This is a genomic window from Pandoraea capi, from assembly GCF_902459735.1.
Taxonomy (GTDB): domain Bacteria; phylum Pseudomonadota; class Gammaproteobacteria; order Burkholderiales; family Burkholderiaceae; genus Pandoraea; species Pandoraea capi.
Window position 1 is genome coordinate 185,392 of record NZ_CABPRV010000007.1, and the last position, 24,466, is coordinate 209,857.

A 24,466-nucleotide genomic window follows, 5' to 3' on the forward strand; every position below is an offset into this window, starting at 1 on the left:
AGCGGAGGAGATTACCGTGAGCCAAACCAACAAACCCCTGGTCGTACGCAAGGTCGCCGTGCTGGGCGCCGGTGTGATGGGCGCGCAGATCGCCGCGCACCTCGTCAACGCGAAAGTGCCTGTCGTGCTGTTCGATCTGCCGGCCAAGGAGGGCCCGAAGAACGGCATCGTCACGCGCGCCATCGACGGCCTGAAGAAGCTGAGCCCCGCGCCGTTCGCCGACAAGGCTGACGCGCAATTCATCGAAGCCGCGAACTACGAAGACGACCTTGAGAAGCTCGCCGGTTGCGACATCGTGATCGAAGCCATCGCCGAGCGCATGGACTGGAAGCACGACCTGTACAAGAAGGTCTCGCCGCATCTGGCCAAGCACGCCATTTTCGCGTCGAACACGTCGGGCCTGTCGATCACCGAACTCTCGGAAGGCTTCGATGCCGACCTGAAGTCGCGCTTCTGCGGCGTGCACTTCTTCAATCCGCCGCGCTACATGCATCTGGTCGAGCTGATTCCGACCGCGACTACCGAGCCGGCGATTCTCGATCAACTCGAAACGTTCCTCACGTCCACGCTTGGCAAGGGTGTCGTGCGCGCGAAGGACACGCCGAACTTCATCGCCAACCGTGTCGGCGTCTTCTCGATTCTGGCGGTGTTCGCCGAAGCGCAGAAGTACGGCATTCCGTTCGATGTCGTCGACGATCTGACCGGCAGCAAGCTGGGCCGTGCCAAATCGGCCACGTTCCGCACCGCCGACGTGGTCGGACTGGACACGATGGCGCACGTCATCAAGACGATGCAGGACGGCCTGAAGGACGATCCGTTCGCACCGACGTACGCCACGCCGCCCGTGCTCAAGGCACTGGTGGAAAAGGGCGCGCTGGGGCAGAAGACGGGCGCCGGTTTCTACAAGAAGGACGGCAAGGTCATCAAGGTGCTCGACCCGCAATCGGGCGAGTATGTCGAGTCGGGTAAGAAGGCCGACGAGATGGTCGTGCGCATTCTGAAGAAGGCGCCGGCCGAGCGTCTGCGTCTGCTGCGTGAATCGACGAATCCGCAGGCGCAGTTCCTGTGGGCCGTGTTCCGCGACGTCTTCCATTACATCGGCGTGTATCTGGAGCAGATCGCCGACAACGCCCGCGAAGTCGATTTCGCGATTCGCTGGGGCTTCGGCTGGACCACGGGGCCGTTCGAAGACTGGCAAGCTGCCGGTTGGAAGGATATCGCGCAGTGGGTGCAGGAAGACATCGATGCGGGCAAGGCCCTGTCGAACGCACCGCTGCCCAAGTGGGTGACGAGCGGCAAGGTGGCCGACGCCGGTGGCGTGCATACGGCTGAGGGCTCGTACAACCCCGCCAAGGATGCTTTCGTGCCGCGCAGCAAGCTGCCGGTGTACCAGCGTCAGGTGTTCCCGGCATCGCTCGTGGGCGATGGCAGCGCGGATCCGCGCAAGTTCGGCAAGACCATCGAAGAAAACGACGCCGTGCGGCTGTGGGTCGACGAGACGCCGGGACAGGACGACGTGCTGATCGTCTCGTTCAAGACGAAGATGAACACCATCGGGCCGGACGTCATCGACGGTCTGACCCGCGCCATCGATCTGGCCGAGCAGCAGTATCGCGGCGTGGTCGTATGGCAGCCGACGTCGCTCAAGCTGGGCGCGCCGGGCGGTCCGTTCTCCGCAGGCGCCGATCTGGAAGCGGCCATGCCCGCCTTCATGATGGGCGGCGCGAAGGGTATCGAGCCGTTCATCAAAAAATTCCAGGACGGCATGATGCGCGTGAAGTACGCGCAGGTGCCGGTCGTCTCCGCCGTGTCGGGCATCGCCTTGGGCGGCGGCTGCGAACTGTTGCTGCATAGCGCCAAGCGTGTGGCCGCGCTGGAGAGCTACATCGGTCTGGTGGAAGTCGGCGTGGGCCTCGTGCCGGGCGGCGGCGGGCTGAAGGAAGCCGCGATTCGTGCGGCCGAAGCGGCCACGGCGGCGGGCAGCGTCCAGTATCTTCAGTTCGTGACGAAGTCGTTCACCAATGCCGCGATGGCGAAGGTGTCGGCCTCGGCGATCGACGCCCGCGACATGGGCTATCTGAAGCCCTCCGACACCATCGTCTACAACGTGCACGAGTTGCTGTCGGTCGCTCGCAACGAGGCGCGTGCGCTCTCGCTCGCCGGCTACCGTGCGCCGCTCAAGCCGGCCGGCATTCCGGTCGCCGGACGCTCGGGCGTGTCGACGATCAAGGCGTCGCTCGTGAACATGCGTGACGGCAACTTCATCTCGGCGCACGACTTCCTGATCGCCACGCGCATTGCCGAAGCCGTGTGCGGCGGCGACGTGGAAGCGGGCAGCCTCGTGAACGAGGAATGGCTGCTGGCGCTCGAGCGTCGCGCCTTCATCGAACTGCTGGGCACGTCGAAGACCCAGGAACGCATCATGGGCATGCTGCAAACCGGCAAGCCGGTGCGCAACTAAGCCGATCGGAGACTGACATGAGCAAACAACTGCAAGACGCCTACATCGTTGCCGCTACCCGTGCGCCGATCGGCAAGGCTCCCAAGGGCAGCTACAAGAACACGCGTCCGGACGATCTGCTCGCGACCATCCTCAAGAGCGCGCTGTCCCAGGTGCCGGATCTCGACCCGAAGGTCATCGAAGACGCGATCATCGGCTGTGCGATCCCCGAAGCCCAGCAAGGCCTGAACGTCGCCCGTATCGGTGCGCTGCTCTCCGGCCTGCCGAATACCGTAGGCGGCGTGACCGTCAACCGCTTCTGCGCTTCGGGGCTGACTGCGCTGGCGATGGCCGCCGACCGCATTCGTGTGGGCGAAGCGGACGCGATGATCGCCGGGGGCATCGAAAGCATGAGCATGGTGCCGATGATGGGCAATACGCCGTCGCTCTCGCCGTCGATCTTCGAGCGTGACGAGAACGTGGGTATCGCCTACGGCATGGGGCTCACCGCCGAGAAGGTCGCGCAGCAGTGGGGCGTGACGCGCGATGCGCAGGACGCCTTCGCGCTCGCCTCGCACCAGAAGGCCATCAAGGCCCAGCAGGCCGGTGAGTTCACGAACGAGATCACGCCGATCGAGATCGTCGAACGTTTCCCGAATCTGGCGACGGGCGAAGTGTCGGTCAAGACGCGTACCCTTTCGCTCGACGAAGGCCCGCGTCCCGATACGTCCATCGAAGGGCTGGGCAAGCTGCGTCCGGTGTTCGCGAACAAGGGTTCGGTGACGGCAGGCAATAGCTCGCAAACGTCAGACGGCGCCGGTGCGCTGCTCGTGGTGAGCGAGAAGATCCTGAAGCAGTTCAACCTGACGCCGCTCGCGCGTTTCGTGTCGTTCGCCGTGCGCGGTGTGCCGCCCGAGATCATGGGCATCGGTCCGAAGGAAGCGATTCCGGCGGCGCTGCGTGCCGCGGGGCTGAGCCAGCAGGACATGGACTGGATCGAACTGAACGAAGCGTTCGCCGCCCAGGCGCTCGCCGTCATCAAGGATCTGGATCTGGACACCAGCAAGGTCAACCCGATGGGCGGCGCCATTGCGCTGGGTCACCCGCTGGGCGCGACCGGTGCGATTCGCGCCGCGACCGTGGTGCATGCGCTGCGCCGTCACAACCTGAAGTACGGCATGGTGACGATGTGCGTGGGTACCGGCATGGGGGCTGCGGGCATCATCGAGCGTATGTAAGATAGGGGCACCGCGTGTTGGCGGTGCCCGGTTTTTACCCGCCCGATATCGAGGAGACATCAACGATGGAAGACGTACTGGTGCAGCGTCAGGGCGCTGTTCAGGTGCTGACGTTCAACCGCGCCCACAAGAAGAACGCGATCACCGCCGACATGTATCAAGCGCTTGCCGACGGCATCAACGATGCCGAGGCGGATGCGTCGCTGCGCGTGATCCTGATTCAGGGCCAGCCGGAAGCCTTCTCGGCCGGCAACGACCTTGAAGACTTCCTGAAAAACCCGCCGAAGGACGAAAGCGCGCCGGTGTTCCAGTTCCTGCGGGCGATCAGCCAGGCCAGCAAGCCGATCGTGGCTGCCGTGGCCGGGAATGCCGTGGGCGTGGGTACGACGCTGTTGCTGCATTGCGACGTGGTCTACGCGGCCGATTCGGCCCGTTTCTCGCTGCCGTTCTCGCAACTGGCGCTGTGCCCGGAGGCGGCGTCGAGCTGGCTGCTGCCGCGTGTGGCGGGCTATCAGCGTGCGGCCGAAAAGCTGCTCTTCGGTGAGCCGTTCGATGTGAACGAGGCGGTCGCGATGGGGTTCGTCAATCGTGTCCTGCCGGTGGGCGAGCTGTTCGAGTATGCCGCCAGGCGTGCTGCGCAACTGGCGGCGATGCCCGCCGGGTCGCTGCGCGTGACCAAGCAGTTGATGAAGGCTGACGGCGCGCGTGACGTGCAGTCACGCATCGGCGAGGAGGGCGTGGAGTTCGCGAAGCGCCTGTTGTCGCCCGAAGCCCGTGAGGCCTTTACGGCCTTCTTCGAGAAGCGCAAACCGGATTTCAGCCAGTTTTCCTGATGTTCCGTACCTGAGCGCAAAAAACGCCGCACGTCTCGATTCGCGAGACGGCGGCGTTTTTCGTTGCGGGGCGTTGCCCGGGGTTCCGGAGAAGGGGCGGGCGTTCAGCCAGCGACGTCGAGCTTGGGCAGCGGACGCGGACGGCGGTCTTCGTCCGTTGCCACGTAGGTGACCATGGCTTCGGTGACTTTGACGATCTCGTGCGACAGGCGCATGCGCTGCGCGTACGCCTCGACGTAGACGGTGATCGACGTATTGCCCGTCTTCACGATGGTGGCGTAAAAGCTGAGCAGATCGCCGACGAACACCGGCTCCTTGAACAGGAACGAATTGACGGCGATGGTGGCGACACGGCCGTTGGCGCGCTGTGCGGCGGGAATCGAACCGGCGATATCGACCTGCGACATGATCCAGCCGCCGAAGACGTCGCCATGGGCGTTGGCGTCGGCGGGCATCGGCATGACGCGCAATGCCAGTTCTTTTTCTTCGGGCAGGGCGGTGAGGGCAGGGGTCGGGGTGCTCATGTGGGTCCTTGATCGTGCGGGAAAGCTGCCCGGCGGGGGCGGTGCGCCGTTCCCCGGACGTTATCGGGGGCTCAGCAGGCGTCGCCGGGTTCTGCGAAAATACGGCATCACCGATTCTAGCGGAAAGCCCTCATCCGAGCCGGACGCCGCCCCATCCCCATCATGAGACGTTTCACTCCGGCCGAGCCCGCGCCGCCGGCTTCCAACACGCCCAATGCCAGAGCCCCGCGCGGCGACTGGCAAGTCATCAAGTCGCTGATTCCCTACCTGATGGAATTCCGGGGACGCGTCACGCTGGCGCTCTCGTGCCTGATCCTCGCGAAAGTCGCCAACCTCGGCGTGCCGGTCCTCATGAAGCACATCGTCGACGCGCTGAGCCCCGTCGCCTCGCTCTCGGCCACCGCGCGCGCCACGAACGACCCGAGCCTGATCGTGGTCGGCGGTCTCGGGCTGCTGGTCATCGCTTACGGGCTGGTGCGCCTGTCGACGTCGCTATTCACGGAACTGCGCGAAATCCTGTTCTCGAAGGTGACGGAAAGCGCCGTGCGCCAGATCGCGCTCAAGGTGTTCCGTCACCTGCATGCGCTGTCGCTGCGGTTCCATCTGGAGCGTCAGACAGGCGGGATGAGCCGCGACATCGAGCGGGGCACGCGAGGCATCCAGTCGATGATCTCGTACTCGCTCTACAGCATTCTGCCCACGCTCATCGAAGTGGGGCTGGTGCTGGGCTTTTTCGTGGTGCGTTACGACGCCTTCTACGCCATCGTCACGCTCGTGGCGCTGGCGTTCTATATCGTCTTCACGGTGAAGGTGACGGAGTGGCGCACGCATTTCCGTCGCACGATGAACGAACTCGATTCGAAGGCCAACGCGCGCGCCATCGATTCGCTCATCAACTACGAGACGGTGAAGTACTTCGGCAATGAGGCATTCGAGACGCAGCGTTACGACGAAAACCTCAAGCGTTATCGTGCCGCCGCGATTCGCTCGCAGAACTCTCTTTCTGTGCTGAACTTCGGCCAGCAGGTCATCATCGCCAGCGGTCTGGTCCTGATTCTCTGGCACGCCACGCAGGGCGTGATGAGCGGTCGTATGACGCTCGGCGATCTGGTGCTCGTCAACACGTTCATGTTGCAGTTGTACATTCCGCTGAACTTCCTCGGCGTGATCTATCGCGAGCTCAAGCAGGCGATGACGGACATGGATCGCATGTTCACGCTGCTCGACGTCAATCGTGAAGTGGCCGATCCGCCCGGCGCGCAGCCGCTGGTGTGCAATGGCGGGACGGTGCGCTTCGCGCATGTGAACTTCGGTTACGAGCCGTCGCGCCAGATTCTGCACGACGTCGATTTCACCATTGCCGCGGGCACGACCACGGCCGTGGTGGGCCATAGCGGCTCGGGCAAATCGACGCTCTCGCGCTTGCTGTTCCGCTTCTACGACGTGGGTTTCCCCGGCCTGGACGGCGGGCGCATCAGCATCGACGGGCAGGACATCCGCGACGTCACGCAGGATTCGCTGCGTGCGGCCATCGGCATCGTCCCGCAGGACACGGTGCTGTTCAACGACACGATTTACTACAACATCGCGTATGGCGATCCGTCGGCGTCGCGCGAGCAGGTGATCGCCGCCGCGCGTGCCGCGCATATTCACGACTTCATCGAGAGTTTGCCGGCCGGGTATGAGTCGATGGTCGGCGAGCGCGGGCTCAAGCTGTCAGGCGGCGAGAAGCAACGTGTAGCGATCGCGCGCACCATCCTGAAGAATCCGCATATTCTGATTTTCGACGAGGCGACGTCGGCGCTCGATTCGCGCTCGGAACAGGCGATTCAGACGGAGCTGCGCAACATCGCCCGCGAGCGAACGACGCTCGTCATCGCACACCGCCTCTCGACGGTGGTCCACGCGGCGCAGATCATCGTGCTCGACAAGGGGCGTATCGTCGAGCGGGGTACGCACGATCAGTTGCTGCGCGCCGAGGGCCTCTACGCACAGATGTGGGCGCTGCAACAGCAACGTCGTGGCGGGGAAGGGGATGCCGAGGCGTCGCATTTCGCTACGGTGGTGTCCTGAGCGGCGCAGCGCAAGGCGATGGCAAGCGGGTGGCGCGCGCCGCACGCGGGGGCAGAGGGATGCCCGGGCGGGGCACGGGCCTGTCGCCTCGCGCCGCGATTGAGTAGACTAGCGCGCTGACATCGCCCATCGCCTGCGCGGGAGCACCGCATGGAAATCAAATGGCTTGAAGACTTCGTGTCGCTCGCCAAGACGAACAGTTTCAGCCGCTCGGCCGAATTGCGTCACGTGACGCAGCCGGCGTTTTCGCGACGCATTCAGTCGCTCGAAGCGTGGCTCGGCAGCGAGCTGATCGACCGTTCCAGCTATCCCACACGCCTGACGCCGGCGGGCGAGGTGTTCTACGAGCAGGCGCTCACGCTGCTCGCGCAGGCGCAGGAGGCACGCGCGCTGCTGCGGGAGCAACGCTCCGCCGATCACTCGGTGATCGACTTCGCGGTACCGCATACGCTGTCGATGACGTTTTTCCCGCGCTGGCTCAAGTTGCTGGAGAAGCGTCTGGGACTGCTGCGCTCTCGCCTGCGCGCGCTCAACGTGCACGACGCGGCCATGTCGCTGACCGACGGCGGCTGCGATCTGCTGATGTGCTACTACCATCCGAGCCAGCCGCTCCAACTCGACTCGGCGCGCTATGAAATGATCGTGCTCGGCAGCGAGCGCTTCAGTCCCTACAGCGCGCCTTCGTCGCAAAAGCGGGCGCGCTTCAAGCTGCCGGGCACGGCCGAGGTCCCGGTGCCTTATCTGGCCTATACGTCGAATGCCTATCTCGGGCGCATGGCGGATCTGCTCGTCGGCGATCCGTCGACCCGGCCGCATCTGGACAAGGTCTACGAAACGGACATGGCCGAAGCCCTCAAGGCGATGGTGCTGGCCGGACACGGCGTGGCATTCCTGCCGGAAAGTGCCGTTGTGGATTCGGTCGCGCGTGGCGAACTGATCGATCTGGCGCAGCCCGGAAAGGCGTCGGCGCCGTGGCACCTGGACATGGAAATTCGTCTGTACCGCGACCGGCTCGCCTACACGGACGCAAGCAACCGGCGCGAGCGCACCAAGCGCGATGTCGTCGAAGCGTTCTGGCAGGCCGTTCGGGATCAGGTGAAGGGCTGACGGCAATGTGGGCGTTCACCGGCGATCGCGGCGCAATGCCTGACGTAGCAGCGAAAAGCCGGGTCGCTCACAACTATGCAGGAATTGCATAGTTGCATGTTTATTCGGCATTGGATTGTTCTTTGCGGTTCTTTGTAAAGTGCCAGCCATTCGTGTCGCTGGCGCGGTGTGTGCCGGCGGTGCAGATTGAAGCCGGAGAATCCAACGATGTCTCAAACGTCACACGCCTTGCCTTCCTACCTCGACGCCGAACACCTCGGTCCGTGGGGTAACTATCTCCAACAGGTCGACCGGGTCACCCCCTACCTCGGTTCGCTCTCGCGCTGGGTCGAAACCCTCAAGCGCCCGAAGCGTATCCTCGTCGTCGACTGCCCGATCGAACTCGACAACGGCACCATCGCCCACTTCGAAGGCTATCGTGTCCAGCACAACACGTCGCGCGGCCCCGGTAAGGGCGGCGTGCGTTTCCACCAGGACGTCACGCTCTCGGAAGTGATGGCCCTGTCGGCCTGGATGTCGGTCAAGAACGCTGCGGTGAACGTGCCTTACGGCGGCGCCAAGGGCGGTATTCGTGTCGACCCGCGCAAGCTCTCGCGCGGCGAACTGGAACGTCTGACGCGTCGTTACACCAGCGAAATCAACATCATCATCGGGCCGACGAAGGACATTCCGGCACCGGACGTCAACACCAATGAGCAGATCATGGCGTGGATGATGGACACCTACTCGATGAACGAGGGTTCCACCGCCACCGGCGTCGTGACCGGCAAGCCGATCTCGCTGGGCGGCTCGCTGGGCCGTCGTGAAGCGACCGGCCGCGGTGTGTTCGTGGTGAGCTGCGAAGCGGCCCGCCGTCTGGGCATGGATGTGCGCGGTGCGCGCGTGATCGTACAAGGCTTCGGCAACGTGGGCGGTATCGCTGCCCGTCTGTTCCACGAAGCTGGCGCGCATGTCATCGGTGTGCAAGACCACACCGGCACCATTTACAAGTCTGACGGCCTCGACGTGCCGAACCTGCTCAAGCACGTGGCTGAGACCGGCGGCGTGGGCGGTTTCCCGGCAGCCGAAGTCCTCAAGGACGAAGAATTCTGGTCGCTCGACTGCGAATTCCTGATTCCGGCCGCTCTGGAAAACCAGATCACCGAAAAGAATGCCGACCAGATCCGCGCCAAGGTCGTGGTCGAGGGCGCCAACGGCCCGACGACGACCGCTGCGGACGACATTCTGCGTAGCAAGAACATTCTCGTCGTGCCGGACGTCGTGGCCAATGCGGGCGGCGTGACGGTCTCGTACTTCGAATGGGTGCAGGATTTCTCGAGCTTCTTCTGGACCGAGGAAGAGATCAATCATCGTCTGGAACGCATCATGCGCGAAGCGTTCGATGGCGTGTGGCACGTGGCGCAGGAACATCAGGTTTCCCTGCGTACAGCCGCATTCATCGTGGCGTGTAGCCGTATTCTGCAAGCCCGTGAAATGCGCGGCCTGTACCCCTGATCGGGGGCTGCCGGGCATCTAGGTAGTATTACGCATTAATGCGTAAAACAGAATGTTCGGAGCGAGTTACGTTAAAAAAGACGTGCGTTCCGAACATTCGAGAATAAAAAAATGGGCAAATGCAGTGCTAAAATGCATTCGTTTTGTGCCAAGGAGACCAAGGAATGACCCTCTCGAAAATTGCGTTGGCGATGTGCTGTGTTGGCTTGATGGCAGGTGCTGCCCAGGCTCAGGAAGCAGGTACCCTCAAGAAGATCAAGGACAGCGGCGTCATTACGCTGGGAAATCGCGAATCGTCGATCCCGTTCTCGTTCTATGACAACAACCACAACGTGGTCGGTTATGCCAACGATGTCGCGCAAGCGATCGTTGCTGAAGTCAAGAAGGAACTGAAGCTCACGAAGCTGGACGTCAAGCAGATCCCGATCACGTCGCAGAACCGCATTCCGCTGGTTCAGAACGGCACGATCGATATCGAGTGCGGTTCGACCACGAACAACGCCGATCGTCAGAAGCAGGCTGCGTTCTCGAACACGTTCTTCATCATCGGCACCCGTCTGCTGACGAAGAACAACTCGGGCGTGAAGGACTTCGCCGACCTGAAGGGCAAAAACGTCGTGACCACGGCGGGTACGACTTCCGAGCAACTGCTGCGCAAGATGAATCAGGCCGAGAACCTGGGCATGAACATCACCAGCGCCAAGGACCACGGTGAAGCCGCGATCACGCTGCACTCGGGCCGTGCTGTTGCCTTCATGATGGACGACGCCCTGCTCGCCGGTGAGCGTGCCAAGTTCAAGGACGCCAAGGACTACAGCATCGTCGGCAAGGCGCAATCGTACGAAGCCTACGGCTGCATGATGCGCAAGGACGATCCGGCCTTCAAGAAGGTGGTCGACAAGGCCGTCGCCGATTACCAGAAGTCGGGCCAGGCGCAGAAGGATTACGCCAAGTGGTTCCAGCAGCCGATTCCGGCACTGAACGGCGTGAACATGGACTTCCCGCCGTCGGCTGAAATGGCCGCACTGTGGAAGTCGCCGAACGACAGCGCAGACGTGCAAGGCGCCAAGTAAGCCGACAGGCTTCACGAATCGCCAAGCTAAGTCAGCAGGTAATGCCGAAGCGGAAGGAGTCGATCCTTCCGCTTCTTTTTAAGTAAGGCAAGTAGAAGAGGGGAGATCATGGCTCTCGGTCTCGATTTCAGTTTTTTCTTCCAGCCGGTATCGACGGGCGAGGACACCACTTACTTCGGGTGGCTGCTCTCGGGGCTCAAGCTCACGCTTGAAGTCGGCCTCGGTGGCTGGATTATTGCGCTCGTCGTCGGCTCCGTGCTCGGCGTGATGCGCACCGTTCCGAACAAATGGATGTCCGGATTTGCGGCGGCCTACGTCGAGTTGTTCCGGAACATCCCGCTGCTGGTGCAGCTGTTCTTCTGGTATTACGTGGCCCCCGACTTCCTGCCGGAAGCGGTTCGCCAGTGGCTGTTCTCGCTCAACCCCGCAAACGTTTCGTTGCTCACCGGTGTGATCGGCCTGGGTCTGTTCACGGCGGCCCGTGTGTGCGAGCAGGTGCGCTCCGGTATCAATTCGCTGCCCAAGGGGCAGAAGAATGCCGGTCTGGCGATGGGCCTCACGCTCCCGCAGACCTATCGTTTCGTGTTGCTGCCGGTGGCTTTCCGCGTCGTGATCCCGCCGATCACATCGGAATTCGTCAACATCTTCAAGAACTCGGCCGTGATCTCGACCGTGAACTTGCTGGAACTGACGGGCCAGGGCAAACAGCTCATCGATTACACGGCACATAGCTACGAGTCGTTCATTGCTGTGACGATCGCGTACATGATCATCAATATCGCGGTGCTGGTGCTCATGCGCTTCATCGAAGCCAAGACCCGCCTGCCGGGCTACATCGGGGGCAAATAATGCTTGAGATCTTCGCATGGGGCGGCGCTATCGACGCAATGCCGCTGCTCGTCAAGGGCATGGTCACCACGTTGCAGATCACGGCGCTGGCCGTGGTCGTCGGTATCGTGTGGGGCACGTTGCTCGCGATGATGCGTCTGTCGGGCGTGGCGCCGCTGAAGTGGTTCGCGGATCTGTACGTGAACGTGTTCCGCTCGATCCCGCTGCTCATGGTGCTGCTGTGGTTCTTCCTGATCGTGCCGCAAGTGCTGCGCTCGCTGCTGGACGTGCCGCCGACGTGGGATATCCGGATGGTCTCGGCGCTCGTGGCTTTCTCGCTGTTCGAAGCGGCGTATTATTCGGAAATCATCCGCGCCGGTATCCAGAGCGTGTCGCGTGGCCAGATGTCCGCCGCATTCGCGCTGGGCATGTCGTACTGGCAGGCGATGGGCCTCGTCGTGCTGCCGCAGGCGTTCCGCAACATGGTGCCGTTGCTGCTGACGCAGGGCATCATTCTGTTCCAGGATACCTCGCTCGTGTACGCGATCGCCTTGTCCGATTTCTTCGGCATGGCGTACTCGGTCGGTCAGCGTGACGGCACGCTGCCTGCCATGATTGTGTTTGCCGGAGCGGTCTACTTCGTGATCTGCTTCACGGTTTCGATGTTGGTTAAACGTCTTCAAAAGAGGTTGGCGAAATGATTACCCTGAAAAACGTCTCCAAGTGGTACGGCCAGTTCCAGGTGCTCACGGACTGCTCCACTGAAGTCAAGAAGGGTGAAGTCGTGGTGGTGTGCGGGCCGTCGGGCTCGGGCAAGTCCACGCTCATCAAGACCGTGAACGGTCTGGAGCCGATCCAGCAAGGCGAGATCATCGTCGATGGCACCTCGGTCGCCGATCCGAAGACGAACCTGGCCAAGCTGCGCTCGCGCGTGGGCATGGTGTTCCAGCACTTCGAACTCTTCCCGCACCTGTCGATTACCGAAAACCTGACGCTCGCGCAGGTCAAGGTGCTCGGTCGCAGCAAGGACGCGGCGCGCGACAAGGGCCTCAAGCTGCTCGAGCGCGTGGGTCTGAAGGCGCATGCGCACAAGTTCCCGGGTCAGCTCTCGGGCGGTCAGCAGCAGCGTGTGGCTATCGCCCGTGCCCTGTGCATGGACCCGATCGCCATGTTGTTCGACGAGCCGACCTCGGCACTCGACCCGGAAATGATCAACGAAGTGCTCGACGTGATGGTCGAACTGGCGCAGGAAGGCATGACCATGATGGTGGTCACGCACGAAATGGGCTTCGCCAAGAAGGTCGCGAACCGCGTGATCTTCATGGATCAGGGCATCATCGTCGAAGACGACCAGAAGGACGAGTTCTTCGCGAACCCGAAGTCGGATCGCGCCAAGGACTTCCTGGCCAAGATCCTGCACTGATCGTTTTCAGCGCCGGAACAAAAAAAGCGTGCCTTCGGGCACGCTTTTTTTATGGGCGCCGCCAGAGCTACAGGGTTACTGGCAAGCGGTGTTCTGGGCGTTGCGCAGCCGCACGGCTTCCGGAATCGGCACCACGGCACGCAGCGTCGGGGCGCCTTTCTCGAAGAGGATCAGCTCGCCCGGCTCGAACGTCGTCCAGACCTCGTTGTCGGTCAGCGGCGCGGTGGCGATCACGGCGACGCGGTCGGCCGGGGTCGTGAACTTCGCGAAATCGATTTCCCAGTCGGCGTCGATCAGGTGCGCCTTGGTGAACGGCCATTGGCGCGCGATGAAGTGCAGACGGGTCGAGCAATGCGCGATGAGCGCCTGGCCGTTCGAGAGCACGAAGTTGAACACGCCGTGACGCGTGATCGTGCGAGTAATGTCTTCGACGGCGTGAAAGAGTTCGTCCAGCGGCGGTTGCGAGCCGGGGAAGCGTTTGCGCAGGCCCTGCATGATGTCGCAAAAGGCGCGCTCGCTGTCCGTCGTGCCGACCGGCTGGTAGACGCCCGAGAGAAACGGGTCGTAGTCGTGCAGATCGCCGTTGTGGGCGAAGATCCAGTGACGCCCCCACAGTTCGCGTTGGAACGGGTGGCAGTTCTCCAGCTCAACGATGCCTTGCGTCGCTTTGCGGATGTGTGCGATGACGTTTTTGGACTTGATCGGGTACTTTTTCACCAATTCGGCGATCGGCGAGTTCGCCGCTGCCTGATGGTCGATGAAAAGACGGCAGGCCTTGTCCTCGAAAAACGCGATACCCCAGCCGTCGGCATGGTGATCCGTGCCGCCCCCACGCGCCGCAAAACCGGTAAATGAGAACGTGATGTCGGTCGGTTCCGCGCAATTCATTGCGAGCAGCTGGCACATGGGACGGGCGAATCGAAGATTGGCTGCGCACGTCGTGTCTGAGCGCCGCAACCGTTACAATATGGGGTTACAGAAGCATAGCACCCGCCTCTGTGCACGTACATTCCCGCCCAGGCAGTCCGTCGCGTCGACGCGTCACTACTTCGCACTTCGCCGCCACGCTCGCATGGGCTAGTCGTCCCCCCCGCCCCCGGAAAACGCCCATGACCACCGAACTGACTATCACCCGTCCCGATGACTGGCACTTGCACGTGCGCGATGGCGCCGTGCTCAAGAGCGTGCTGCCCGACAGCGCCCGCCAGTTCGGCCGCGCGATCATCATGCCGAACCTCAAGCCGCCGGTCACCACGACCGAACAGGCGGCGGCGTACCGCGAGCGCATTCTCGCGGCACGCCCGGCCGGCAACACGTTCGAGCCGCTCATGACGCTGTACCTCACCGACAATACGCCTGCCGAGGAGATTCGCCGCGCGAAGGCATCGGGCTTCGTGCATGCCGTGAAGCTCTATCCGGCCGGTGCGACGACGAACTCCGACGCCGGCGTGACCGACCTGGCCAAGTGCCGTGGCGCGCTCGAAGCGTTGCAGGAAGCCGGGATGCCGCTGCTGGTGCACGGTGAAGTGACGAGCGCCGACATCGACATCTTCGATCGTGAAAAGGTCTTCATCGACCGCGTGATGTCGCCGCTGCGCCGCGATTTCCCGGGGCTGAAGGTCGTGTTCGAGCACATCACGACGAAGGACGCCGCCGAGTACGTCGCCGAAGCCGAAGGGCCCATCGCCGCCACGATTACCCCGCATCACCTGCTGTACAACCGTAACGCGATCTTCACCGGCGGTATCCGTCCGCATTACTACTGCCTGCCGGTCCTCAAGCGCGAGACGCACCGCGAAGCCCTTGTGAAGGCCGCAACTTCGGGCAGCCCGCGCTTCTTCCTCGGCACCGACAGCGCGCCGCACGCGCGTGGTGTGAAGGAAGCGGCTTGCGGTTGCGCTGGCTGCTACACGGCACTGCACGCCGTGGAACTGTACGCCGAGGCGTTCGACAAGGCCGGCGCGCTCGACAAGTTCGAAGCGTTCGCCAGCTTCTATGGCCCGGACTTCTACGAACTGCCGCGCAATACCGACAAGGTCACACTGGTGCGCGAAGACTGGGAGTTGCCCGCCGAACTGCCGATGGGCGACGAAACCGTGGTGCCGCTGCGCGCCGGTGAAGTCATCGGCTGGAAGCTCAAGGACTAAGGTGTCATCCGGCGTGCTCGTCAGACGCCGCGCTGAATGATCGTCAGATGATGCATTTGAAGCCGCAATCGACCGGGACGTCGGCGCCCGATGGGGCGCCGGCGCTCCCGGAAATCGACTGGCGAGCGCCGTGGTTCGAAGCGGTGGCGGCGCGCGGACAGGACGCGCTGGCTGGCGACGATTGGCGTCATGCACTTTCAATGCAGGCCAGCGAGGCTGGACTGGTCAGCGGCCAAGGGCAGGCGCTGCGCTTCGTCGCGCAGGAGGATTTGCCCGCACAGACGGCCTACGAAGCGTTCATTGCGCAGACCGGCGGGGTGCCCACACGCCGCAACCTCCACGACTTCTTCAATGCGCTGATCTGGCTGACGTATCCGCGCGGCAAGGCGGCGCTCAATGCGCGTCAGGCGGCGGCGATTGCCGTCGACGGCGTACAGGCCAGCCGCGGCGCGACGCGCGACGCGGCGACCCTGTTCGACGAGAACGCCGTGCTCTTTGCGTGCAGCGATCCGTCGCTCGGGGCGGCGCTGCGAGCGTTCGACTGGCACACGCTGTTCGTGACGCGTCGCGCCGAATGGGGTCGGGCGTGCGAGGTTCAGCCGTTCGGGCACGCATTGCTGGAAAAGCTGGTTGCGCCCTACAAGTCGGTCACGTCGCACGCGTGGATCGTCGACGTTCCAGCGCAATACTTTGGCTGGTCGCCGATGGCGCGTCGCGCATGGTTAGACGCTCAGGTCGCCCCGACGCTGGCGCACGCACCACTCACGACACGCGACTTCGCGCCGTTGCCCGTACTGGGTATTCCGGGCTGGTGGCCGCAGAACGAGGATTCGCCCTTCTATCGGGATGTGTCGGTCTTCCGGCCGGGGCGGTGGGAAAGGCGCTGAGCGGAGGATGCGGGCGGGATATCGGGGCGAACGCCGGTCGGACGATTTTCCACCGCGCAGGATCGTTTCCCCGCGTACATGACGGAGGGACCGGAATGTCCCGGCGTCGACAGGAAGGCCCGTGATACACTTCGGCCCGCAGAGTCGGCCAGACAATCGCCGCCTTCTTTCGAGGAGGGGGAGGAAAGTCCGGACTCCATAGGGCAGGGTGATGGCTAACGGCCATCCGTCGCGAGACGCGGAACAGGGCAACAGAGAACAGACCGCCGATGGCCTCTGGCGCAAGCCAGGGGATCAGGTAAGGGTGAAACGGTGCGGTAAGAGCGCACCGCGGCGTGCGGCAACGCACACGGCACGGTAACCTCCACCCGGAGCAATTCCAAATAGGCAGGTGAACGGCATGCGCCTCGTGCGTGTGTCGGCAACGGGGCCCCCGGGAGCCTGCGGGTAGGAAGCTTGAGCGGCGTAGTGATGCGTCGCCTAGAGGAATGATTGTCAGGCGCGGCGCGAGTCGCGTTCACAGAATCCGGCTTATCGGCCGGCTCTGCATCCCAACAAATGCAAAAGGCTCCGCAAGGGAGCCTTTTGCGCTTCTGACGTCGCCCGACGAGGGGCGGCCGTTCAGCCTTCGACGATTTCCACGGTGTGGGTGATCTCCGCCGTCTTGGCGAGCATGATCGACGCCGAGCAGTACTTGTCGTGCGACAGGTTCACGGCGCGCTCCACGGCGCTCGGGTTCAGGTTGCGTCCCGTCACGGTGAAGTGGAAGTTAATCTTCGTGAAGACCTTCGGATCTTCGCTGGCGCGCTCGGCCTTGAGCGTGACGCTGCAATCCTTGACGTCGGCACGGCTCTTCTTGAGGATCATCACCACGTCGTACGCGGTGCACCCGCCGGTGCCGACCAGCAGCATCTCCATCGGGCGCGGCGCCAGATTGTTACCGCCGCCTTCCGGTGCGCCATCCATCGCGACAATGTGCCCACTACCCGTCTGTGCGATGAAGGACATGCCACCCGGGCCCATCCAGCTAACCTTGCATTCCATGATTTGAAACCCCGATATCCCATTCAAGCAAAAATTGTAGCGGCTTCCGCGAACCTGCGTACGATGCCGCCGCGAACCTGGATTACCGCGATTTGCGGATCAGGTTGCTGCATCGCAATATTGGCGCTTTTTTGATCGGGTTTTGAGGGGGATAAACCCTAAATTTAGGGATTAGGCTCTAGAGGCAGCGCTTTGTCGCGATATTTAAGTGATGCAAGTATTTGATTTGTATTGCGTTTTGTGATGTTTGCCTGTTTTCTCGGCATTTCATATCGTGGCATTGCATTTCGCACTATAAATTTTCTTGCATCGCAACAATCCGTTTGCTACACTGCAGTCATTGGTTGTTGTGCTTCACAGCAACGCTGCAAGTGTCTCCTCCACCCTCCTCCTTTGGTGGATTTAACCCGGACCCATTGAGGTTCGGGTTTTTTTTGTGCCGCCGGAAACGCCGTTTACCGGAAGGGTGATTTTTCTGTATAATCAACGGCTTTTCCGGAAATACCCCACGGAAAAAGCATCAGGGAGAGCCTGCAAGCACAGGACTGCGCCATGTGACCTCGAGTCACCAGGACGCGGCCGGCAGACAAGCAGGAAGTTGGTGTTAATGGGGCAAACGCATTTTATTTGGATCGATCATGAAGACGTTTTCCGCTAAGCCGGCAGAGGTGACGCGCGAATGGTTTGTGATTGACGCGACGGACAAAGTCCTCGGCCGTGTCGCCAGCGAAGTGGCACGCCGTCTGCGCGGCAAGCACAAGCCTGAATTCACGCCGCACGTTGATACTGGTGACTACATCATCATCGTCAATGCTGCCAAGCTGAAAGTCACGGGCGCAAAGCAAACTGACAAGAAGTACTACCGTCACACGGGTTACCCGGGCGGTATCTACGAAACCACGTTCGGCAAGATGCAAGAGCGTTTCCCGGGCCGTGCGCTCGAGAAGGCGGTCAAGGGCATGCTGCCGAAGGGTCCGCTGGGCTATGCGATGATCAAGAAGCTGAAGGTTTACGCCGACGGCAATCATCCGCACGAAGCGCAGCAACCGAAGTCGCTCGAGATCTAAGGGCCACGCCATGTACAAAAACGATTGGAACTACGGCACTGGCCGTCGCAAGAGCGCTGTTGCTCGTGTGTTCATCAAGGCTGGCAAGGGCGACATCATCGTCAATGGCAAGCCGATCAAAGAGTACTTTGCTCGCGAAACGTCGCTGATGATCGTTCGTCAGCCGCTCGAGCTGACCAACCACGCCGAAACGTTCGACATCAAGGTCAACGTGTCGGGCGGCGGTGAAACGGGTCAAGCCGGTGCGGTTCGCCACGGCATCACCCGCGCACTGATCGACTACGATGCGACGCTCAAGCCGTCGCTGTCGAACGCAGGCTTCGTTACGCGCGATGCCCGTGAAGTCGAACGTAAGAAGGTTGGCTTCCACAAAGCCCGCCGCCGTAAGCAATTCTCGAAGCGTTAATCGCCCGAGTGCTTGTGGGCATCCACTTCGGTGGATGCAAGGAAAGGCCGCCTCGTGCGGCCTTTTTGCATTTTTGGGGCGAACGGCGAGACGTCGGCCGTGCATCGCGCGTGCTGCGTCACCGTCCCACAAGTGTCGTGGAAGCTTGATAGAATCGCGGTTCCGATTGAAAGGGGTAGGACATGGTCAAGGTAGGTATCGTAGGCGGCACCGGCTATACCGGTGTGGAGCTGCTCCGTTTGCTGGCGCAGCACCCGGAAGTAAAGTTGACGGCAATTACCTCGCGCAAGGAAGCGGGTACGCCGGTCGCCGATATGTATCCGAACCTGCGAGGCCGTGTCGACCTGGCGTTCTGCACGCCCGACGATGCCCGTCTCACCGATTGCGACGTGGTGTTCTTCGCCACGCCGCACGGTGTGGCGATGGCGCAGGCCCGCGAACTGCTGGCCGCCGGCGTGCGCGTGATCGACCTCGCTGCTGATTTCCGCCTGAAGGACATCGCCACGTTCGAGAAGTGGTACGGCATGCCCCACGCCTGTCCGGACATTCTGGAAGAAGCGGTCTACGGCCTGCCCGAAATCAACCGCGACAAGATCAAGAGCGCACGCGTGATCGGTCTGCCGGGTTGCTATCCGACGTCTGTGCAACTGGGCTACGCGCCGCTGTTTGCCGGCGGTCGCAAACTGGTCGATCCGAAGCATCTGATCGCCGACGCCAAGTCGGGCGCGAGCGGTGCCGGTCGCAAGGGCGAGACGTCGCTGATCCTCGCGGAGACGGCCGACAACTTCAAGGCGTATGGCGTGAAGGGCCATCGCCACCATCCGGAAATCAAGCAGGGCCTCGAAGCCATCGCCGGTTACGACGTGGGCCTGACGTTCGTGCCGCACCTGCTGCCGACGATTCGCGGCATTCATTCGACGCTGTACGCGACGATTCTGCCCGAAGCGCGCGATACGGATTTCCAGGCGCTGTTCGAGACGTACTACGCGGGCGAGCCGTTCGTGGACGTGCTCCCGGCGGGCTCGATGCCGGAAACGCGCTGGGTGCGCGCATCGAATTACGTGCGCATGGCCGTGCATCGTCCGAACAATGAAGACACGCTGGTGATCCTCGTGGTCGAGGATAACCTGGTCAAGGGCGCGTCCGGCCAGGGCGTGCAATGTATGAACCTGATGTTCGGCCTGCCGGAGAACATGGGTCTGACCCATATTCCCGTACTGCCGTAACGGTATTTATCGTCACTAAGCCCTTGATTTTCCGGCCATCGGCACGAATTTAGGAATAGGGCTAGAATGACACCAAACCGATTTATGGAGATTTGCGATGAGCGCACTGCTTGAGGACGCCGTCACGGAAATGCCCGCATTCCTGGTCTTTACCGACAGCGCTGCGGACAAGGTCAAGCAATTGATCGACGAAGAAGGCAACCCCGACCTGAAACTGCGCGTTTTCGTGCAGGGTGGCGGCTGCTCGGGCTTCCAGTATGGTTTCACCTTCGATGAAGACGTCAACGAAGACGATACCGTGCTCGACAAGAACGGCGTGTCGCTGTTGATCGACTCGATGAGCTATCAATACCTCGTCGGTGCTGAGATCGACTACAAGGAAGACATCAACGGCGCACAGTTCGTGATCAAGAACCCGAACGCATCCACGACGTGTGGCTGCGGTTCCTCGTTCTCGGTCTGAGCGACGCGACGTCAATTCGACCGTAGTAAGAGAAAGGACCCGGAAGGGTCCTTTTCTCGTTTACAACGGTGCGTGATCGTTGGCACCCGACGCTGCGCTCAACGCGGATAGATCGCACCGAGAATGCGCGGGCCCTTCGCGCCGGTCACGGACGGCAGGTTGCCCGGCTGGCGCGCCACACAGCGCTCGGCGAGCCATGCGAAGGCGCGCGCTTCGACCTGATGCGGGGGAACGCCGAGCGCTTCCGTCGTGGCCACCGTCACACCCGGCAGGCGTGCCGCGATGGCCTGCATGAGCGTCTGGTTACGCGTGCCGCCGCCGCAGGCGTAGAAGCCCTTGCAATCCGGGGCGTAGCGCAGCACGTCGTGCGCGACACACTGTGCCGTGAGCGCCACCAGCGTGGTCTGAACGTCTACCGGCGACACCTTTGGGAAGCTTGCGAGATGCGTATCGAGCCACGCGGCATGAAAGAGGTCGCGGCCGGTGCTTTTCGGGGGTGTCTGACGGAAGTAAGGCTCGCTGAGCAGGGCGCCGAGCAGGGCGTCGTCGACGCGCCCGGTCGCGGCCCACGTGCCGCCGTCGTCATAGGATTGACCGATGTGACGGGCCGCCCAGCCGTCGAGCAGCGCATTGCCGGGGCCGCAATCGAAGCCATAAACCGGCTGTCCCAGCGACGCCGCAGGCAGAATCGTCACGTTGCTGATGCCGCCGAGATTACATACGACGCGCGTCTCGCCGTCGCTGGAAAACATGGCCTGATGATAGGCAGGCACGAGCGGCGCGCCTTGTCCGCCGGCCGCTACGTCGCGGCTGCGGATGTCCGCGACGACATCGATGCCGGTCAGCTCTGCGAGCAACGCCGGGGCGTTGAGTTGGCGTGTGTAGCCGATGCCGTCGAATTCGCCGGGGCGATGCCGGATCGTCTGTCCGTGTGCGCCGATGGCCGTCACGTCAGCCGCTGACAGGCCGGCGGTCGCGAGCAGCTTATGCACGCACTCCGCATAGATGCGCACCAACGCATTCGCCGCCAGGGCTTCCCGATGCAGTTCGTTCTCGGAGGGCGCTTGCAGCACCATCAGCGTCTCGCGCAATTCGTTCGGGAACGGCAGGTAGGCCTCGGCAAGCACGCGGCCGTCGGCAGAGGCGACAAGTACGCCGTCGACGCCATCAAGACTCGTGCCGGACATCAGGCCGATGAAGTGAGCGGGTGCGGCGGTGGTGGTGGTGCGGGTGTCGGTCATGTGCACAACGCGATCGAGCTAGGAGCCTGAAGGGGGATTCCCTTGGTAAGACGCACCGCACGGGAAGGCACGTGAATCACGCGCAACCCCGCACAGTGCGGCCTCCAGCATACCTTAATCGCGCTCGGCGACTTGTACCGTGCGCATCAGATCGATGCGTTTGAGCAGGTTTTCGGCGTACATGTCGAACAGCTTCAGGCGATTGCCCGAGAGCGGTGCGACGGCGGCGACATCCGTTGCGAACGGATTGCGCGGCACGCCCTTGAGGCGCAGTTCGTAGTGCAGGTGCGGGCCGGTGGCCCAGCCCGTCTGGCCGACGAAGCCGATGACCTGACCTTGCGTGACACGCGTGCCGGGCTTCATGCCCTGGCCGAAGCCGGAAAGATGGGCGTAACGCGTCTCGTAGTTGCCCGCGTGTTCGATCTCCACCAGATTGCCGTAACCATTCTGCGTGCCGACGAACTTGACTACGCCGTCACCGGCGGCAAAGACGCGCGTGCCGACGGGCGCCGCAAGATCCACGCCTTCGTGCTTTTTCCACTTGTGCTGGAACGGGTGCTCACGTCCGCCGAACGCCGACGAAATTCGTGAGAACTCGACCGGCGTGCGCAGGAAGGCCTGCTTCAGGTTACGGCCGTCGAAGCCGTAGTACGCGCCGTCTGACGTTCCTTGCGGATCGGCGTACCAGATGGCCTGATGCGTCTTGCCCTGATTGATGAACTCGATGGCGAGCACGCGGCCGGTGCGCACCGTGCGGTCCTGCTGCTTGACCACTTCGTACACGAGACGGAAACGGTCGCCACGGCGCACGTCGCGCTGGAAGTTGATCACGCCGGAGAAGATGTTCACCATCTGCGCGACGACGGCGTCGGGCACGCCCGCATCGTCCATCGCGGTGAAGAAGTTGCCGGCAATCGCCCCGGAGCGCATGGCCCATTCGGTGTCGTTCGCCAACTGCTCCATGCGGGCGTTCAGACGGCCGGCGTCGTTACGCTCGATCACCAGTTGCTGGGCCGCGGCGCTGCCGGTCGAGAGCACGGTGGAGAGCGTAACGAGCTTGCCGTCGTCGTCGGTTTCGGCCTGCACGACCTGCCCTGCGGGCACGCCGATCAGACGCCGGGCGACGGCATTGTCACGAATGAACTTCTCGGCAGCGGGGTCCTGGATCGACAGCCGCGAGAGCATGTCGCCGAGGGTTTCGCCGCGCCGCAGCGCCACTTGATGAATAAAGGTCTGAGATTGCGCGTCGAGCTGCTGGATCTGTTTGGCCAGGTCGGGGAAGGTGAGCGGCAAAGTCACGCTCGCGCCGTTGCGTACCGAATCCGGCACCATCGGTGCCACGCCGAAAGCGGTCACCATTCCCAACGTCAGGGCCGAACCGACCGTCGCCACGATTTGCACCTTTCTGCGACGGTGCTTCGGCTGCGTGGGATCGATCAGGATCAGCAGTTCACGCGCAAAAAAATCACGGAGTTTTGGCCACATCACGTAAAATTCTGCGCAACTTACGAAAAAAGCCCGGGCGGAGCGACACGCTTCGAGATTGCCTGCCGGAAATTCCGGGGCAACCCGGCGTCGCTTCGGCCCGAGCCGAGAATTGAGCGGCAATTATAGCAGACCCGCCGCTGCCTCCGCCTCTACTGACTGGATAAGGGGAAACCCCCGACGCAGTCTGGACAATGATGTTATGACAAGTGAACACGCACTCACCTCGGAAAAGAAGTACCCCGTGACCGATGCCGCACGCGCTGCCCTGGCCATTGCCAAGCGCGGTTGCGACGAACTGCTCGTCGAAGAGGAGTTCCTGCAGAAGCTGGCTCGCAGCGAAGCGACGGGCAAGCCGCTGCGCATCAAGCTGGGTCTCGATCCGACCGCGCCCGACATTCACATCGGCCACACGGTGGTGCTCAACAAGATGCGCCAGTTGCAGGATCTGGGGCACACCGTCATCTTCCTGATCGGCGATTTCACCTCGCTGATCGGTGATCCGTCGGGCCGCAACAGCACGCGTCCGCCGCTCACCCGCGAGCAGATCGAGACCAACGCCAAGACGTATTTCGAGCAGGCGGCACTGGTGCTCGACCGCGAAAAGACCGAAATCCGCTACAACAGCGAATGGTCGATGAAGCTGGGCGCGGACGGCATGATCAAGCTCGCCTCGCGCTACACCATGGCGCGCATGCTCGAGCGTGAAGACTTCACGAAGCGTTTCCAGGGCGGCGTGCCCATCGCCATCCACGAATTCCTCTACCCGCTGATGCAGGGCTACGATTCGGTCGCGCTGGAGTCCGATCTCGAACTCGGCGGCACGGATCAGAAGTTCAACCTGCTCGTGGGCCGTGAATTGCAGAAGCAATACGGTCAGGAGCCGCAGTGCATTCTGACGATGCCGCTGCTCGAAGGGCTGGATGGCGTCGAGAAGATGTCGAAGTCCAAGAACAACTACATCGGTATCAGCGAGAAACCGAGCGAGATGTTCGGCAAGCTGATGAGCATCTCGGACGATCTGATGTGGCGCTACTACGAGCTGCTGTCGTTCCGCTCGCTCGAAGAGATCGCCCAACTGCGCAAGGATGTCGAAGGCGGCCGCAACCCGCGCGACGTGAAGGTGCTGCTCGGTCAGGAGATCGTGGCGCGCTTCCACTCGCAGGCCGACGCCGAGCGTGCGCTCGAAGACTTCAATGCGCGCGCCAAGGGCGGCGTGCCGGACGATATTCCGGAAGTTTCCCTCGATGGCGCACCGCTGGGCATTGCCCAACTGCTCAAGCAGGCGGGACTCGTGCCGTCGACGTCGGAAGCCAACCGCAACATCGAGCAGGGCGGTGTGCGTATCGATGGCGAAGTCGTGTCCGACAAGGGCGCGAAGATCGACGCCGGGACTTACGTCGTGCAAGTGGGCAAGCGCCGCTTTGCGCGCGTGACGCTCGCCTGAGCGTCGGCACTTCCTGAAGG

General features: G+C 62.5%; 22 protein-coding genes and 1 other RNA gene. 18 read left to right on the forward strand and 5 right to left on the reverse strand.

The window, feature by feature from the left end; translation table 11 throughout:
* Positions 1-16 precede the first annotated feature (16 nt).
* The 3 genes from PCA20602_RS15770 to PCA20602_RS15780 all read left to right on the forward strand — a co-directional run bounded on the left by PCA20602_RS15770 (position 17) and on the right by PCA20602_RS15780 (position 4,511).
* A complete protein-coding gene (locus PCA20602_RS15770) occupies positions 17-2,461 on the forward strand; it encodes a 3-hydroxyacyl-CoA dehydrogenase/enoyl-CoA hydratase family protein (protein ID WP_150722036.1) in 2,445 nt (814 codons plus the stop codon).
* Positions 2,462-2,478: 17 nt separating this feature from the next.
* Positions 2,479-3,678 carry an acetyl-CoA C-acyltransferase gene (locus PCA20602_RS15775; RefSeq protein WP_069340041.1) on the forward strand — a complete coding sequence of 400 codons (1,200 nt, stop codon included), beginning with the start codon at positions 2,479-2,481 and terminating at the stop codon, positions 3,676-3,678.
* Between the two features lie 65 nt (positions 3,679-3,743).
* The gene (locus PCA20602_RS15780) at positions 3,744-4,511 is read left to right on the forward strand and encodes an enoyl-CoA hydratase (protein ID WP_150722037.1); all 768 of its coding nucleotides are present in this window, start codon (positions 3,744-3,746) and stop codon (positions 4,509-4,511) included.
* Between the two features lie 104 nt (positions 4,512-4,615).
* Here the strand turns inward: PCA20602_RS15780 and PCA20602_RS15785 are convergent, their stop codons facing one another.
* Positions 4,616-5,035: an acyl-CoA thioesterase gene (locus PCA20602_RS15785; RefSeq protein ID WP_150722038.1), complete on the reverse strand. Its 420-nt coding sequence runs from the start codon at positions 5,033-5,035 to the stop codon at positions 4,616-4,618.
* Between the two features lie 162 nt (positions 5,036-5,197).
* On the opposite strand from PCA20602_RS15785, the gene PCA20602_RS15790 reads away from it, so the two are divergent.
* The 7 genes from PCA20602_RS15790 to PCA20602_RS15820 all read left to right on the forward strand — a co-directional run bounded on the left by PCA20602_RS15790 (position 5,198) and on the right by PCA20602_RS15820 (position 13,033).
* Entirely contained in the window at positions 5,198-7,108 is a 1,911-nt protein-coding gene (locus tag PCA20602_RS15790; protein WP_150722039.1) for an ABCB family ABC transporter ATP-binding protein/permease, read from the forward strand.
* 150 nt (positions 7,109-7,258) lie between these two features.
* Complete coding sequence (locus PCA20602_RS15795; RefSeq protein ID WP_150722040.1) at positions 7,259-8,215, forward strand: LysR family transcriptional regulator; 957 nt, start codon at positions 7,259-7,261, stop codon at positions 8,213-8,215.
* A 207-nt stretch (positions 8,216-8,422) separates the two neighbouring features.
* Positions 8,423-9,709 carry a Glu/Leu/Phe/Val family dehydrogenase gene (locus PCA20602_RS15800; protein WP_069340036.1) on the forward strand — a complete coding sequence of 429 codons (1,287 nt, stop codon included), beginning with the start codon at positions 8,423-8,425 and terminating at the stop codon, positions 9,707-9,709.
* Positions 9,710-9,873: 164 nt separating this feature from the next.
* Positions 9,874-10,782 carry a glutamate/aspartate ABC transporter substrate-binding protein gene (locus PCA20602_RS15805; protein WP_150722041.1) on the forward strand — a complete coding sequence of 303 codons (909 nt, stop codon included), beginning with the start codon at positions 9,874-9,876 and terminating at the stop codon, positions 10,780-10,782.
* 108 nt (positions 10,783-10,890) lie between these two features.
* A complete protein-coding gene (locus PCA20602_RS15810; protein ID WP_150722042.1) occupies positions 10,891-11,631 on the forward strand; it encodes an amino acid ABC transporter permease in 741 nt (246 codons plus the stop codon).
* Entirely contained in the window at positions 11,631-12,311 is a 681-nt protein-coding gene (gene gltK, locus PCA20602_RS15815) for a glutamate/aspartate ABC transporter permease GltK (protein WP_069340033.1), read from the forward strand. The genes PCA20602_RS15810 and gltK overlap by 1 nt, the downstream gene beginning before the upstream one ends.
* Positions 12,308-13,033 (forward strand): amino acid ABC transporter ATP-binding protein, encoded by a 726-nt coding sequence (locus PCA20602_RS15820; protein ID WP_069340032.1) that lies wholly within the window; start codon positions 12,308-12,310, stop codon positions 13,031-13,033. Before gltK ends, PCA20602_RS15820 begins: the two co-directional genes overlap by 4 nt.
* Before the next feature lie 75 nt (positions 13,034-13,108).
* On the opposite strand, the gene PCA20602_RS15825 is transcribed toward PCA20602_RS15820, so the two are convergent.
* Entirely contained in the window at positions 13,109-13,939 is an 831-nt protein-coding gene (locus PCA20602_RS15825) for a class II glutamine amidotransferase (protein ID WP_069340031.1), read from the reverse strand.
* Positions 13,940-14,142: 203 nt separating this feature from the next.
* On the opposite strand from PCA20602_RS15825, the gene pyrC reads away from it, so the two are divergent.
* The 3 genes from pyrC (at position 14,143) to rnpB (ending at position 16,617) form a co-directional block, all read left to right on the forward strand.
* Positions 14,143-15,180: a dihydroorotase gene (gene pyrC / locus PCA20602_RS15830; protein ID WP_150722043.1), complete on the forward strand. Its 1,038-nt coding sequence runs from the start codon at positions 14,143-14,145 to the stop codon at positions 15,178-15,180.
* 47 nt (positions 15,181-15,227) lie between these two features.
* Complete coding sequence (locus PCA20602_RS15835) at positions 15,228-16,067, forward strand: DUF3025 domain-containing protein (RefSeq protein WP_150722044.1); 840 nt, start codon at positions 15,228-15,230, stop codon at positions 16,065-16,067.
* 140 nt (positions 16,068-16,207) lie between these two features.
* Positions 16,208-16,617, forward strand: an RNA gene (gene rnpB / locus PCA20602_RS15840) — RNase P RNA component class A.
* A 71-nt stretch (positions 16,618-16,688) separates the two neighbouring features.
* On the opposite strand, the gene PCA20602_RS15845 is transcribed toward rnpB, so the two are convergent.
* Positions 16,689-17,111 (reverse strand): OsmC family protein, encoded by a 423-nt coding sequence (locus tag PCA20602_RS15845; RefSeq protein WP_150722045.1) that lies wholly within the window; start codon positions 17,109-17,111, stop codon positions 16,689-16,691.
* Between the two features lie 638 nt (positions 17,112-17,749).
* Here PCA20602_RS15845 and rplM point away from each other — a divergent pair.
* The 4 genes from rplM (at position 17,750) to erpA (ending at position 20,273) form a co-directional block, all read left to right on the forward strand.
* Positions 17,750-18,178, forward strand: coding sequence for a 50S ribosomal protein L13 (rplM, locus tag PCA20602_RS15850; RefSeq protein WP_010805091.1), 429 nt, complete (start codon positions 17,750-17,752; stop codon positions 18,176-18,178).
* Positions 18,179-18,188: 10 nt separating this feature from the next.
* Positions 18,189-18,584 (forward strand): 30S ribosomal protein S9, encoded by a 396-nt coding sequence (gene rpsI / locus PCA20602_RS15855; protein WP_069340027.1) that lies wholly within the window; start codon positions 18,189-18,191, stop codon positions 18,582-18,584.
* Positions 18,585-18,766: 182 nt separating this feature from the next.
* The gene (gene argC / locus PCA20602_RS15860; RefSeq protein ID WP_150722046.1) at positions 18,767-19,810 is read left to right on the forward strand and encodes an N-acetyl-gamma-glutamyl-phosphate reductase; all 1,044 of its coding nucleotides are present in this window, start codon (positions 18,767-18,769) and stop codon (positions 19,808-19,810) included.
* A gap of 97 nt (positions 19,811-19,907) precedes the next feature.
* Positions 19,908-20,273 carry an iron-sulfur cluster insertion protein ErpA gene (gene erpA / locus PCA20602_RS15865; RefSeq protein WP_039396169.1) on the forward strand — a complete coding sequence of 122 codons (366 nt, stop codon included), beginning with the start codon at positions 19,908-19,910 and terminating at the stop codon, positions 20,271-20,273.
* A 98-nt stretch (positions 20,274-20,371) separates the two neighbouring features.
* Here erpA and PCA20602_RS15870 read toward each other — a convergent pair whose 3' ends face one another.
* A complete protein-coding gene (locus PCA20602_RS15870; protein ID WP_150722047.1) occupies positions 20,372-21,514 on the reverse strand; it encodes an anhydro-N-acetylmuramic acid kinase in 1,143 nt (380 codons plus the stop codon).
* A gap of 114 nt (positions 21,515-21,628) precedes the next feature.
* On the reverse strand, positions 21,629-22,999 hold the full coding sequence (locus PCA20602_RS15875; RefSeq protein WP_150722048.1) for a M23 family metallopeptidase: 1,371 nt from the start codon (positions 22,997-22,999) through the stop codon (positions 21,629-21,631).
* 202 nt (positions 23,000-23,201) lie between these two features.
* Here PCA20602_RS15875 and tyrS point away from each other — a divergent pair, with 202 nt between their 5' ends.
* A complete protein-coding gene (tyrS, locus tag PCA20602_RS15880; protein ID WP_150722049.1) occupies positions 23,202-24,446 on the forward strand; it encodes a tyrosine--tRNA ligase in 1,245 nt (414 codons plus the stop codon).
* The last annotated feature ends 20 nt before the right edge of the window (positions 24,447-24,466 follow it).